The sequence below is a fragment of the Aphanizomenon sp. UHCC 0183 genome (assembly GCF_009712065.1).
GTDB lineage: Bacteria > Cyanobacteriota > Cyanobacteriia > Cyanobacteriales > Nostocaceae > Dolichospermum > Dolichospermum heterosporum.
Genome location: NZ_VILC01000004.1, coordinates 1 through 13,195 on the forward strand (window position 1 = coordinate 1; position 13,195 = coordinate 13,195).

The window sequence follows — 13,195 nt, forward strand, 5'->3', positions numbered from 1 at the left end:
TTTGGTTTGTCAACTACTTTGGCAAACTATTTTTCGGTTTGTTTTTTATTTGCCTGAAAACTGCTCATAATGCTGGGTTTAGTCCACAATGGGTTAGGCATTGTTGACTCAAGGAAGAGTAGATAGTGAATTTTCAGTCAGTAATAGCGATATTGCATCAGTTTTGGGAACAGCATGGGTGCTTGATTGCCCAGCCCTATGATATGGAGAAGGGCGCGGGTACTAAGAATCCCCATACTTTTTTGAGGGCTTTGGGACCTGAACCTTGGTCTGTGGCTTATGTTGAACCTTGTCGTCGTCCGACTGATGGACGTTATGGCGAAAATCCGAATCGGTTTCAGCATTATTATCAATATCAAGTCTTGATTAAGCCGTCACCGGATGATATTCAGGAAATTTATCTGGATTCTTTACGGGCGTTAGGGATTTGTCCTGAAGACCACGATATTCGGTTTGTGGAGGATAATTGGGAAGATGCGACGGTGGGCGCTTGGGGTACTGGCTGGGAAGTGTGGTTAGATGGGATGGAAATTACTCAATTTACATATTTCCAGCAATGTGGTGGTATTGATTGCCGTCCTGTGTCTATTGAGATCACTTATGGTTTGGAGCGATTGGTGATGTACCTTCAGCAAGTGGAGGCAATTACTAAGATTCAGTGGACTGATAACATTACTTATGGTGATGTTCATCTTCAGGGTGAGATTGAACAGTGTACTTATAATTTTGAAGCGTCGAATCCTGAGATGTTGCTGACGCTGTTTGGTTTATATGAGCAAGAGGCTACACAATTAACGGAACGAGGATTGGTTTTACCTAGTTTGGATTATGTGATTAAGTGTTCTCATGCTTTTAATTTGCTTGATGCTAGAGGGGTAATTTCTGTGACGGAACGGACTCGTTACATTACTAGGATTCGGCATTTGGCGAGGAAGGTGGCTCATTTATATGTTGAGCAAAGGGAAAAGTTAGGTTTTCCACTTTTGATGAATACTTTAGAAGATTAATCTTAGGGACTTCCAATTAAAAAAATACCCAAAAATCTCTTGTGGTGCGGGCATCTTGCCCGCTAATCATCAAGGACGGGCAGGATGCCCATCCCACAAAATTGGGTAATTTATTTTTTGGTGTTCCCTTAAGCAATCGGATTTTTATTCAGATTTTTTTCAATACCTTTGATATACATAGGACTCCTATTTGATTTTTGAACAAAACTCGGTACACCTTAATATTCTGGAATCGTTTTGCCTCTTGCCTTCCTAAGTAGAAAAATATGGCTAACGCCGCGCTCCGCTATCAGGAATCAAACCGGATTCCTATATGTCTATATTGACATTTTTATCTTGATCATAGATAAAAAATATTCAAATGTTATTGATAACCGATTAAATCATCTAAGTCCTAACTAAGTTAAAATTAGTTAAGTTTAAGAAATGTAAAGAAAATGGCAGAAAAATTGAGTCAACTCCTAGAACCGATTGCAGCCTGGTTTCGCTCTCTAGGTGTTCCTGAAGCGGTTGTACATTGGGGACATCCAGCGATGATGGGGATTGTGATTTTTGTGGTGGGGACTTTTGTGGGGGTGACGGGTTGGCGTGGTAAGTTGTTGGAGGGGAAGGATAAGGATGCAGCTATTCAAAGCCGTAATGCTCATCGTCAATTAGCTCCTTGGTTGTTTGTATTTTTGGCGGGTGGCTATACTGGCGGGGTTTTGTCGTTGGTGATGCAGCAAAAACCACTGTTTGAAAGTCCTCATTTTTGGACTGGTTCGCTGGTGTTGATCTTGTTATTGATTAATGGTGTAATTTCTCTGAGTGGATTTTTTGGAGATAAGGCTGGGTTGCGTGCGGTTCATGCTTATTTAGGGACTACAACACTTTTGATTATGTTTGTTCATGCTGTTTTAGGTTTGAATTTGGGAATTTCTTTGTAATTTTGTGATTGCCAAAGCTACCAAAGATGAATTATATCTGTGCAAAGCAGGTTAAATATATGCTGTATTCTCTGGGCTTGGTGCTTTGGCATTTATTTTGATTTATGATGCAGACGAGTGGAATAATTATCTGTCTTAGTTATATTTTGGGTTTGCTGTTTACGGCAATTCCTTGGGGATGGTGACAAGTTCGTAAGAAAATTGGGCGATCGCAAGCTCGTTTATTAGGTGTTCCTGAATGTCCCCTTGTCAGTGCAATGGTTTTGGGTGGTAAAGCCGTTGATTTACCTTATAAGAGACTAGTGGTCTGTCAAGCTTAAAATTGTCTGTATCCAATTTTGGGAATCTTTGATTTGAGAACCGATTAAACACAAAAACAAAATTGACAGGCCACTAGATAATTCTTTTCATTATGGTGCGACGTGGTTAACAATGGAGAAGATGCATTTTTAGTAGTGTAAATTTATGCCTAGAACTCCTAACGAATATGCTGTCTTTTTGCTGTTAGACAATGGACATCGGGAAGAAGTGCGTTTTTCTACCTTTCCAGAATTTCAAAAATGGTATAGCGGCGTATTAACTCCAAAGCAGGATTCAAATGAGTTTATTAACGTACCGATTAAGAATATTCAAGGCGAATATCTAGTGGTGCGTCCGTCCAAGATTGCAGGAATTCGGGTAGAACCTGTTTTTAATTCTAGTATTGAAAGATAAACATGAGAAAAAACCTTACTTTGCTTGCCTTAAGTCTGGGAATTGCCTTTATAAATCCACTTTCCTCAGTTGTAGCTCAAGCTCCTAATTCGCAGCCAGTCACGATACCAGTGACCCCGGAAATACCACCTGTAGTAGTACCAGCCCTCGAACCTATTAATTTAGAAACTGTTTGTACCCCCCAGAATTGCTTAGGTTTAGATGAACAACTTTGGGGTAAACAGGGTGATAAACAAGCATTGCTGACCTCCATAGATAACAGTTTGCGCTATTTGGCAACTAATAAAGCTGTTACAGCCTATCAAAATTACCCAATTAAGGAAATTACCCTCAATCGGGTGCAGCGGAGTTTGGTACGCTTTCGGCAATTGGTTGTGAGTTCTCAGTCGGCGGCTGAACTACAAGCTGCTGTGCGGCGAGAGTTTGTCTTTTACCAGTCTGTAGGCAACGATGGCAAGGGAACTGTTAAGTTTACAGCTTATTACGAGCCTGTGTATGTTGCCAGCCGAGTTAGAACTGCTGTATATAAGTATCCTCTTTATAGTCTGCCGCCAGATTTCCAGAAATGGCCAAAACCCCATCCTAAACGGATTGATTTGGAAGGTAAGGATGGGTTGCTGGGGGATAAAAGCAAGTTACGAGGGTTAGAAATTGTCTGGTTTAGTAATCGTCTAGATCCATACATGGTTCAGATCCAAGGTTCTGCCCAAATTAAATTAACTAATGGGCAAAGAACATCTGTTGGTTATGCTGGAGGAACTGATTATGCTTGGACTTCTATCGGTAAAGAACTAGCAAAAGATGGGAAACTGCCACTGAGTGGTTTAACCATGCCTAAGTTAATTACTTATTTTCGCCAAAATCCCAAGGAGTTAAGTAATTATTTACCACGTTGGGAAAGGTTTGTTTTCTTTGCAGAAACCAACGGTACGCCTGCTACAGGTAGTATTGTTGTCCCTGTCACCGCGGAACGTTCCATTGCTACAGATAAGTCTCTCATGCCACCGGGTGCATTAGCCCTAATTATCAATTCATTTCCTTATCCTACTAATGGTGGCAAACTGGAATCTCGTCTAGTTAACCGTTTTGTCTTAGATCAAGACACAGGTAGTGCAATTAAAGGACCAGGAAGAGTTGATTATTTCATGGGTTCTGGTCAATTAGCAGGCGATCGCGCTGGTATTTCTGGCGGCAACGGTTCACTATTCTATTTACTATTAAAAGAATAGGAGTCAGTAAGTAGGGGCGCAGGGCTTGCGCCCTTTGTCAGGAGTAAGAGAAGACAGAAGAAAGAAGTTTCTCCTCCAGTCCCCAGTCCCTAATAAGGTGGATAACTAAATTCATCGTCATCCGCATATACATAAGAATTGGTAACACCAGACGTTTCTACCTTAGAAGCCTCTGGTTTAATTACTTCCTTACCAAATTCTTTGTATTCTTCAAAAGCCTTACAAATAATTTCCGACTCAGGAGAGTCTGAAGCAATCATATAATCTGTTAAAGTGGAAATCGTGGGATGTTTATAATCTACAGTTGAAGCCACCAAAGCAATATTCGGTTCTATTCCTCTTTCTTCAGGTTCAATTATAGGGCAAAAAATCCCATGAGCATGGAATAAAGGACCTTTAGGAGTTAGTGGTTTCTTTTGAAAACCAGCATAAGCTTTTTCCAATTCCCCAGCAAAACCGCCAGTAATTCGCCCTTGTTGATATTCAGCGTAATTTTTCCCAAAACTAGCGCCGGGTGAACCACTCAGAGTTAATTGCAGAGGTGATTGATGCAAAAACTTTTTATCTTCACCGACTAAAAAAATCAAATGGCGAGTATAAATTTTAAATTTAAGTTTATCAGCTAAAAACTCTTCTTTGTAATCTTTGTATGTACCTAATCTAATCTTGGTTTCCCGATCTTGTACCGACAACGGACCACGACGCACTATTACTAATCTAGGAGTAGTAGTAATAAATATTGTTTCTACTTCTCCAGAACTAAATTCATGTTCCACCTGTTGCCAATTATTATCTAGCTGAAATCCAACGGATTGAGCATTATCGCGGCTAATCGCTAAACCATAGCTTTGTAAACCATCTGTACCATACCGAGGATTGATCATTAAACCCCAGGGAATCACTTGGGACGGTGGGGCGTTGAACTTTTCGTCTTCAAAGTCGAATTTAGCAGATGCTTTCATGATTTTAGAATATCAGTGTGTTTAATTTAATAAGTCTATCGTTTGTACCATATTTTGTACCATCTATCTCCGGTATCAGGCACTTTGTGAATTAGATTGTAACAATTTCCGTTTAAATCCATTAATTCATCCCTTCTTATCTGCGTTTATCTGCGTTTATCTGCGTTCAATTATTCTTAATCTCCTACTCTATTTGATATTAGGGCAATTCATCAATTACCCTAACAACTTATCTCAACTACAATGCACCAGCCGCAGTTTTATCAAGAATACCATTACTTAAATGCCCAGTAATATTCATCGCTTGCAGGACTGGATAACCTTGAATCCCATCAGGATAATCAATGACACTCACAGCACCATTACCTTGACGGAAGTTCCAGAAATTCTCGTTAGATAAACCGAGAATATGACACAACAAGGTTTTATTAGTGGCATCATGGGCGACGACTAATCCTAGTTGTAATTGCTGGGTTTGGGCATTTTCGACTATAGTATTCCAATCAGCAACACTGCGTTCTTTTACCTGTGTTAAATTTTCTCCTTGTGGCATTTGCACATTGGCGGGGATTGTGCGCCAACTTTCTAATTCTCCAGGAAATTCTTGCTCAATTTCTGATTCAAATTTGCCTTCCCAAAGTCCGTGACTAATTTCTCTCAAACCAGCAAATAGTTCTAAGTTTAAACTGGCATGATATTTTAAGATAATTTCCGCTGTTTCCTTGGGACGGGACATAGTGCTGCTAACTGCAAAATCAATATTTACGTCTTTGAGAAATTCTGCGGCTTTTGCGGCTTGGTTTCTACCATGATCATTGAGGGGAATATCAATTTGTCCTTGAAATTTACCTTGACGATTCCATTCCGTTTCCCCATGACGGACTAATAATAATCTTACACCTTTGTGACCAGGACGTAGAGAAGGGAAAGTTTCACCCAGATGTTGGGTTTGATTCATAGATTCTAACTGCACAGGTTCGCCTAAACCACCGGCAAAATTCAAAATACTAATACCGCAGTTAGACTGTTGTAAACAATGGTAACGACTGGGGGAAATTCCCAACGCGGTGCTAATTAAGGCACGATTGATGCCATTATGACCCACAATCAGGATAGTTTCCCCTTGGTGTTGGGGGAGAATATCTTGCCAAAATTGCTTGGCTTGGGCGTATAAAACCAGAACTGGGAAATGTTCTTTAGTTCCTGAAGGTTCATCTAAAACCATGCGAAACTCGTGGGGATGTTTTTTCCAGGTGCGGTAATCTTCAGTAAACTTTTCTTGGACTTCACTTGTAGTCATTCCTACCCATAAGGGTAAATCAACTTCTACCAACTGTTCATCAATTTGAATGACAGCAGATTGTGTAGCCAATTGACTGCGGATAATTTCCGCTGTGGATTTAGCTCGCTGGAGGGGACTACTATAAATAGCTTGAAAGGAAATACTACTGAGGGCAATACCAGCTTGACTGGCATCATTTTGACCTTTGGCGGTTAAAGATGAGGCATCAGTACGCCCTTGAATACGTTTTTCTATATTGTAGGTACTTTGACCATGACGCACGATGATCACACGGGTCATTTTTTTTGTTTCCTCTATGCAAAGCCCTAATTTTACTACAAAATGTTCCGACTGGGCGATCGCCCTCCCTGCTGATGATCTTTAAAATACAGACTTAATAATTAATACAGCCTAAATTAATAACTAAGCTGTAATTTTAAACAACATAATTCATCTATTTTAACTAGTTGAATAGGTGGAACTAGAATAGCTGTATTTGCCTCCGGTTCTAGAGCAAAAAATATTCAGAAGGAACAGGAATCAATAGGGAACAGAAAAAACTCATGTTTAGAAACATGAGATTGAAATAATGACACTATTTTTTTGTGCTACGCATCTCAAAAAACATCCTTTTTTGACTGAGATTTAAACTCTGAAACTTTAGTTTCTTATCTATTCCCTGTTCCCTATTCCCTATTCCCTGTTCCCTGTTCCCTATTCCCTATTCCCTGTTCCCTATTCCCTATTCCCTATTCCCTGTTCCCTCTTTTTGTAAACAATGACTGTCAATCATTACGACTTTATCATCGTTGGTACTGGTGCTGGAGGTGGAACTTTAGCCTACAAATTAGCATCCAGTGGCAAGAAAATTTTAGTTTTAGAACAAGGTAATTTTTTACCTAAAGAAAAAGCTAATTGGGATACTCAAGAAGTTTCTCGGAAAGAACGCTATCGGACTAGTGAACTATGGTATGACAAACACGGGAAAGCTATCAAACCTCTCACACATTATTATGTGGGTGGTAATACTAAATTTTATGGTGGGACTTTGTTTAGATTGCGTGAACGAGATTTTGAAAAGGTTATTCATAAAGATGGGATTTCTCCAGAATGGCCATTAAAATATCAAGATTTTGCTCCCTACTATGACGAAGCCGAAAAACTTTATGATGTACATGGTAAACGAGGTCTTGACCCTACTGAACCGCAGATTAATCAAGAATATCCTTTTTCACCATTGAGTCATGAACCTTATATTCAAGAAGTCCATGATTCTTTAAAATATCAAGGTTTTCATCCTTTTTATCAACCACTTGCTATCAAACTCAATGAGGTAAATCGGAGTTTAAGTGCTTGTATTCGTTGTCATACTTGTGATGGTTTTCCCTGTTTAATTGATGGTAAAGCTGATGCGGATATCAATTGTGTTCGTCCAGCAATGACTTATGCAAATATCACATTAATAACTGAAGCAAAGGTAGTATGTTTACATACTAGCCCATCGGGTCGAGAAGTGACTGGAGTGGAAGTAGAAATAGGAAATCAACGGCAGATATTTTCTGGGGATATTGTGGTATTAGCTTGTGGTGCAGTTAATTCGGCATTGCTGTTACTGAAATCTGCTAATGAGCAACACCCCAATGGATTAGCTAATAGTTCTAATCTTGTGGGACGCAATTACATGACACATAATTTTGCTGTGGTCATGACTTTAAATACCAAGTTGAATAATACAATTTTTCCGAAAACTTTGGCTTTTACTGATTTTTATTGGGGAAATCAAGATTTTGCTTATCCTATGGGGAGTGTGCAATTACTGGGTGGGGCGAATAAGGATAAAATCATGGCTTATGGTCCGCCTTTGATGCCTAATTTTATAGCTGAGGCTATAGCTAATCATTCTCTATCTTGGTTAGTAATCACAGAGGATTTACCAGATTTTAATAATAGGGTTTTGAGTAAAAATGGGCAGGTTTTTCTGGAATATACTCATAATAATCAAAGGGCTTTTAATAAATTAATTCAGCAATGGATTCAGGTTTTACAATCAATTTCTGTATTTCAATCACCGGGAACTTTACATATTCCTCAAAAAATGAGTTTAAGAGAAGTGACTCATCAATGTGGTACTTGTCGGTTTGGGGAAGATCCCAATACTTCGGTTTTGGATATCAATTGTCGGACTCATGATGTTGATAATCTTTATGTTGTTGATGGCAGCTTTTTTCCTTCTAGTGCTGCGGTAAATCCTTCATTAACTATTATTGCTAATGCTTTGCGGGTGGGAGAACATTTATTGACAAGGATATAGTATTTGTGGTGGGGATGGAATATAATTAAGGGCGGGGAAACCCCTACAGGTCGCGGTAAGCATTTTTTCTCAGAATCAGGATGTCCAGGATTAAAGGATGTACAGGATGAAAATAGGGATTTTATCACTAAGTAGGTGAACACAATAAAACCAAACTGTGTAAAGAAATGTAAAATCGCCTAAACCCTCTTCACTCTTGCCTCTTGCCTTTTGCCTTGCCATAACGACAATTTTCAACGCCAACCTACTTAATTACCTATTGGCGATCGCTTGCGTAGCGTAGCCATAGTCGAAGTATCAGCCTTAACTAGATAACTAGCAATTTGAGTTAATAATATTTTTGATTGTTTTAAGAATTTGAAATGTCTAGCGTATCCATAATTAGACAAGTCAACTTTTAAAAGTGTATGATAAAAAAAGTGTTGTGGTGATCTGTCGTTATGGCAAGGCAAGAGGCACTCATGCAAGAGTGAAGAGGGTTTGGGCGATTTTACTTTTCTTTACACAGATTGGTTTTATTGTGTTCACCTACTTAATCTAAAAAGATAATTCTTGAAATAACTCTATCAAAGGCAGACTAAAATTAGGAATAACATCTTCTCCATTAAGACTATCTTCCAATTGCAAAAGCTGTGATGGCTTAGGTTTGCGATAAACTAATACACATTCTTCATCTGGCAAAATTACCCATGCTAAACGAGTTCCGTTTTCAAAATACTCTACTAATTTATTATGAATTTCTTCAAAAGTATTATTAGGAGAAATAATTTCTACAGCTAAATCAGGAGCGCCATCAAAAAAACCTTTGGGTAATCGTTTTAAACCTTGTAACCTTTCCTTAGAAATAAAAGCCAGATCGGGTGATCTTTTGTTACCAGTTTTCATTTTAAAAGCAGTGCTAGAATCACAAGTTATACCGAGTTTATGATCACGCACAAAACCTGTTAAAAAATATCCAAGAGTTAGAGCTAAGTAGCCATGTTCTACACCTGAATTTGCCACTATAATTAGCTCTCCGTCCACATATTCATAAAGATTATCATTTTCCTGCAATAACATAAATTGCTCATCTGTCAAAGCCTGATGATTAGCTAAAGGTTGAATTAATTCTAAATTTGTGATTGCAGCTTGTGTCATTAGATTTAACTCCACAGATGAAACTAATATCAATAATTATACAGCCCTGGCGAATAGAATATGGCTTCGCCACGCTCCGCCAACGCGGCTATACAAACAAAGTCCGCCTGCGCGGATTAAGATTAAATTAAGGTCTTTAACCTGCGAAGGCAGGTTTTGTTTGTGTAGATGCGGTTTCTAACCGCCGATTTCACTATTTATGCACTAATTCTATTGTACTCGTTGATATACTCCTTAACAATTAAACTATTGATATATTTAGAAATTTCTGCATTAATATCAATTTTCTGCTGATTCGTGACATACTGTGTTAAATTGGTCAATGAGTAATCTTATCATCTGTTGACTAAAATAACTCTCATTATAAGATGAGAAGGTTTTAAGATTTAGCTGGAAATACTGTGATAATTAGTCCAAACTCTCATAATTATACCAAAAACAAATCAATTAGCACAGTGCGATGGCGTACCCTACGGGATCTTGCTACGCGGAGCGTCCCGGAGGGAACTAGCACTGCTGCAAGCAGATCGCCTACAATAGTTCTGTAGACAATCGCTTGCATAACTTAGAACTCAAAACAGGCTGAATTTATTTAATATTTGCCTGTAAATACTCGTTCGGCTGGTCCTGTCATGTAAATCCGGTTGTCAAGTTCTGACCATTCGATTTCTAGGGGTCCGCCGGGTAATTCTATGGTAGCGGTGCGATCGCATTTATCGTTCAATACACCCGCTACCAAGGACGCACAAGCACCTGTTCCACAAGCGAGGGTAATTCCAGCACCTCTTTCCCAAACGCGCATTTTCAAATAGTTACGATTGACTATTTCAATAAATTCGGTGTTGGTTTTTTTAGGAAATACGGGATGATTTTCAAATTGGGAACCAATGCTTTCTAAATTAATCGCCGCAACATCTTCCACAAAGGTGATACAGTGGGGATTTCCCATGCTGACACAGGTAACATCCCAAGTTTTCCCGGCTACTTCCAAGGGTTGATTAATGACTTGAAACTCACTAGGTGATAAAGTGGTAGGAATTTCTTCTGCTAATAACCGGGGTTCACCCATATCCACTTTAACTTGACCATCATCAGTGAGTTGGGGGGCAATCACACCTGCTAAGGTATGAATATGATATTTATCTTTTGTCCGGGAAATGCCTTCTAGGTCTGTCAAAAATACCGCTAAACAGCGAATCCCGTTCCCACACATTTCCGGTTCTGAACCATCGGAGTTAAAAATTCGCATGGTGTAGTCAGTGCCTTTTTGTCCAGGAAGTGCGAAAATAACACCATCTGCTCCGATCCCAAAATGGCGATCGCACCACTGTACAGCTTTCTCTGGTGTTAATACTGGTGTCAATGAGGAACGGTTATCAATAAGAATAAAATCATTACCGAGTCCGTGATACTTAGTAAATTCGATTGCCATTTTGCCCTAAATGAATTATTAAAGATTCATTCATACTATTAAAAAATTTGTCAGTTGTCAGTTGTCGGTTGTCAGTCGTCAATTACCAATTACCAATTACCAATTACCAGTATAATATATGGCAACCAATCAATTTGATACTTCCCTACCTAGCACTCGTCAAGTCCAGAAGTGCATTAAAGAAAAATTAACGGTCGAATTTAGATTAATGACTGGTGATTTGATCACAGGTCGCATATTTTGGCAGGATCACAATTGTATCTGTATTTTTGATGGTAATAATGAGCAAATTATGGTTTGGAAACAGGCGATCGCCTACATGAAACCATTCAGTGATACAGTAGCCTAAACAGGACTAAACCCACAGAATGCCAACAATTTTTAACGCCAACCTACTTAAATCTAGATAAAACTGTGTTGCTTCTAGTTGCTTATCGGATTGACTGGATATTATTGCTTTGTCTAATATTTAAATTAACGGTGGAATTTAGCGGGACTAATCAACGTTAAGGATATTTTTACAATGTCTAAAATACGCATCACAGATATACCTGTATTCGCAGACATATCTATTGACCAACAAAAAGTTATAGTAGGTGGTACGACTACAGCTATCGGGACAAACCCTGTACCCAATTACATTCCTTTAAACCCAATCATCAATAATTTTCTTACCAGTTTAGATATTAATGCTTTTGACTGGAAACCATACCTAGATAGTGTAGGATTCGACATAAATTTACCAATGATCACGTGATAATTTTAACGCCTTACAAGGAAGACTGATAAAGGGCGGGGGAACCCCGCCCCTACGGAGGTTTAAATACCCCAGCTTAGTGTTAAAGGACGCTGGGCGAGAACTTGGCTATAAAGCTCTTCTAATTGGGTGATATTATCATTTAAGGTATAGCGTTCTAATACTCGCTTCCTGGCTTTTTCTCCCAACAATGTGGTTAACTCTGGATGATCTTGGCATAGTGGTAATAGGGTCTTTAACTGCGATCGCACACTGCTTGTATTAATCGCTACACCAGCCCCCTTTTCTAAAACTTCCCCGTCTGCACCCACGTCAGTAGCTAAACAAGCTACACCACAGGACATAGCCTCTAATAAAGACAAGGATAATCCCTCTACCAAAGAAGGTAAAATAAATACATCCGCCCCTCGTAAAATTTCGATCCGGCGATTTTCATCGGCGATAAATCCTAACCAGATGATGCCATGTTCTCGACCATAAAATGACTCCAGAGAAGGCTTTAATGGACCATCACCCACAATCAATAATTTGGTATTAACACCCATATCTGATTGCTTCCAAGCCCGCAAGAGAGATTCAACGTTTTTCTCTTGGGCGATTCTCCCTTGATAAACAAACAAACGTTCAGCCCCGAATTCGGCTTTAACATGAGAAACACCGGGAGAATACTTAACAGGATCTACACCATTAGGAATCACAGCAATTTTGCTGTCCCCAACCCCCATACCTGAGAGTAATTCCCGTTGAATTTGGGAAAAGATAATTACCCGATCATAATGATCTAAAAAGGGAGCATAAAGTTGATAGGCTAAAAGCTGGGTACTAGATATTAATTTTGCTCCCTTCCCTGCAAATGGAGTGTGGAAAGTAGCAATGAGGGGCAAATTTAACTCTTCGCAAATTTCTGGTAAAACAAAATCTAAAGTTGATAGAGTCAGAGAAGCGTGGACTATATCTGGTTTAATTTCCCGTAGTGAATCTTTCAAAACCTTAGTTGCTTTGAAAGAGGGAATTGTGTAAACCTGAGATTTGTAGATAAATGGTAAAGGAACTTCTTGAAAATTAGGCCAATTGTCAGTTGTCGCTTCTTCTTGAGCAAAGTGCAGAAAACTAACCTCGTGTCCCCTGTCTAGTAATCCGTTGGTAATTTCTCGACTGTAGGTGACGTTACCGCAAAAGGGTGTTTTTTTTCCAATCCAAGCTATACGCATTCTTCGGTTATCTATAAAAAAAACGAGGGTAAAATATACTGTTTTTATTATGAAGTTGTTATAGCCGAATTTTTGGTATTCACAAAAACTCAGATATCTCTAACTTTAAAACCTAAATAATCTGGGCAATTAAACAATCAATAGCTTTATTGATAATGCTAATAATTCATAAAGTTTTTAACTTGATTACAAATTAATATGCTGATTATTTGGTTGATTCCCAGCAA

At 38.9% G+C, this 13,195-nt stretch carries 13 protein-coding genes and 1 pseudogene; 8 read left to right on the forward strand and 6 right to left on the reverse strand.

Annotation, left to right across the window (positions count from 1 at the left end; genetic code table 11):
• Positions 1-125 precede the first annotated feature (125 nt).
• The 5 genes and pseudogenes from glyQ to FJR37_RS01825 all read left to right on the forward strand — a co-directional run bounded on the left by glyQ (position 126) and on the right by FJR37_RS01825 (position 3,876).
• A complete protein-coding gene (glyQ, locus tag FJR37_RS01810; protein WP_053539358.1) occupies positions 126-1,007 on the forward strand; it encodes a glycine--tRNA ligase subunit alpha in 882 nt (293 codons plus the stop codon).
• Positions 1,008-1,444: 437 nt separating this feature from the next.
• Complete coding sequence (locus FJR37_RS01815; protein WP_027401637.1) at positions 1,445-1,933, forward strand: DUF4079 domain-containing protein; 489 nt, start codon at positions 1,445-1,447, stop codon at positions 1,931-1,933.
• A gap of 104 nt (positions 1,934-2,037) precedes the next feature.
• A pseudogene (locus tag FJR37_RS26715) lies at positions 2,038-2,226 on the forward strand (hypothetical protein); the annotation flags it as partial.
• Positions 2,227-2,398: 172 nt separating this feature from the next.
• Positions 2,399-2,647: a hypothetical protein gene (locus FJR37_RS01820; RefSeq protein ID WP_027401636.1), complete on the forward strand. Its 249-nt coding sequence runs from the start codon at positions 2,399-2,401 to the stop codon at positions 2,645-2,647.
• A gap of 2 nt (positions 2,648-2,649) precedes the next feature.
• Complete coding sequence (locus FJR37_RS01825) at positions 2,650-3,876, forward strand: murein transglycosylase A (RefSeq protein ID WP_039201279.1); 1,227 nt, start codon at positions 2,650-2,652, stop codon at positions 3,874-3,876.
• 89 nt (positions 3,877-3,965) lie between these two features.
• Here the strand turns inward: FJR37_RS01825 and FJR37_RS01830 are convergent, their stop codons facing one another.
• Together FJR37_RS01830 and FJR37_RS01835 are read right to left on the reverse strand one after the other, a co-directional pair.
• Entirely contained in the window at positions 3,966-4,838 is an 873-nt protein-coding gene (locus FJR37_RS01830) for a DUF5895 domain-containing protein (RefSeq protein ID WP_039201278.1), read from the reverse strand.
• Between the two features lie 238 nt (positions 4,839-5,076).
• A complete protein-coding gene (locus FJR37_RS01835) occupies positions 5,077-6,420 on the reverse strand; it encodes a histidine phosphatase family protein (RefSeq protein WP_168465139.1) in 1,344 nt (447 codons plus the stop codon).
• Between the two features lie 478 nt (positions 6,421-6,898).
• Between FJR37_RS01835 and FJR37_RS01840 the strand changes: the two genes are divergently transcribed.
• Complete coding sequence (locus tag FJR37_RS01840) at positions 6,899-8,431, forward strand: GMC oxidoreductase (protein WP_168465140.1); 1,533 nt, start codon at positions 6,899-6,901, stop codon at positions 8,429-8,431.
• 248 nt (positions 8,432-8,679) lie between these two features.
• Here FJR37_RS01840 and FJR37_RS01845 read toward each other — a convergent pair whose 3' ends face one another.
• From FJR37_RS01845 to dapF, 3 genes are all read right to left on the reverse strand, one after another.
• Positions 8,680-8,820 (reverse strand): hypothetical protein, encoded by a 141-nt coding sequence (locus FJR37_RS01845; protein WP_160289959.1) that lies wholly within the window; start codon positions 8,818-8,820, stop codon positions 8,680-8,682.
• Positions 8,821-8,968: 148 nt separating this feature from the next.
• Positions 8,969-9,568, reverse strand: a complete 600-nt coding sequence (locus tag FJR37_RS01850; protein WP_174763373.1) for a Uma2 family endonuclease — start codon at positions 9,566-9,568, stop codon at positions 8,969-8,971.
• Positions 9,569-10,160: 592 nt separating this feature from the next.
• Positions 10,161-11,000 (reverse strand): diaminopimelate epimerase, encoded by an 840-nt coding sequence (dapF, locus tag FJR37_RS01855; RefSeq protein WP_039201275.1) that lies wholly within the window; start codon positions 10,998-11,000, stop codon positions 10,161-10,163.
• A 118-nt stretch (positions 11,001-11,118) separates the two neighbouring features.
• On the opposite strand from dapF, the gene FJR37_RS01860 reads away from it, so the two are divergent.
• Positions 11,119-11,349 (forward strand): RNA chaperone Hfq, encoded by a 231-nt coding sequence (locus FJR37_RS01860; RefSeq protein WP_027401629.1) that lies wholly within the window; start codon positions 11,119-11,121, stop codon positions 11,347-11,349.
• Between the two features lie 174 nt (positions 11,350-11,523).
• Positions 11,524-11,757, forward strand: a complete 234-nt coding sequence (locus tag FJR37_RS01865) for a hypothetical protein (protein ID WP_168465141.1) — start codon at positions 11,524-11,526, stop codon at positions 11,755-11,757.
• 62 nt (positions 11,758-11,819) lie between these two features.
• On the opposite strand, the gene FJR37_RS01870 is transcribed toward FJR37_RS01865, so the two are convergent.
• Positions 11,820-12,968, reverse strand: coding sequence for a glycosyltransferase family 4 protein (locus tag FJR37_RS01870; protein WP_027401627.1), 1,149 nt, complete (start codon positions 12,966-12,968; stop codon positions 11,820-11,822).
• Positions 12,969-13,195: the final 227 nt, after the last annotated feature.

Excerpts from the sequence above, each read along its gene's own strand:
- FJR37_RS01815 (WP_027401637.1), top strand. The coding sequence starts at position 1,445 with ATGGCAGAAAAATTGAGTCAACTCCTAGAACCGATTGCAGCCTGGTTT.
- FJR37_RS01820 (WP_027401636.1), top strand. The coding sequence starts at position 2,399 with ATGCCTAGAACTCCTAACGAATATGCTGTCTTTTTGCTGTTAGACAAT.
- FJR37_RS01825 (WP_039201279.1), top strand. The coding sequence starts at position 2,650 with ATGAGAAAAAACCTTACTTTGCTTGCCTTAAGTCTGGGAATTGCCTTT.
- FJR37_RS01830 (WP_039201278.1), bottom strand. The coding sequence starts at position 4,838 with ATGAAAGCATCTGCTAAATTCGACTTTGAAGACGAAAAGTTCAACGCC.
- FJR37_RS01835 (WP_168465139.1), bottom strand. The coding sequence starts at position 6,420 with ATGACCCGTGTGATCATCGTGCGTCATGGTCAAAGTACCTACAATATA.
- FJR37_RS01840 (WP_168465140.1), top strand. The coding sequence starts at position 6,899 with ATGACTGTCAATCATTACGACTTTATCATCGTTGGTACTGGTGCTGGA.
- FJR37_RS01850 (WP_174763373.1), bottom strand. The coding sequence starts at position 9,568 with ATGACACAAGCTGCAATCACAAATTTAGAATTAATTCAACCTTTAGCT.
- dapF (WP_039201275.1), bottom strand. The coding sequence starts at position 11,000 with ATGGCAATCGAATTTACTAAGTATCACGGACTCGGTAATGATTTTATT.
- FJR37_RS01860 (WP_027401629.1), top strand. The coding sequence starts at position 11,119 with ATGGCAACCAATCAATTTGATACTTCCCTACCTAGCACTCGTCAAGTC.
- FJR37_RS01865 (WP_168465141.1), top strand. The coding sequence starts at position 11,524 with ATGTCTAAAATACGCATCACAGATATACCTGTATTCGCAGACATATCT.
- FJR37_RS01870 (WP_027401627.1), bottom strand. The coding sequence starts at position 12,968 with ATGCGTATAGCTTGGATTGGAAAAAAAACACCCTTTTGCGGTAACGTC.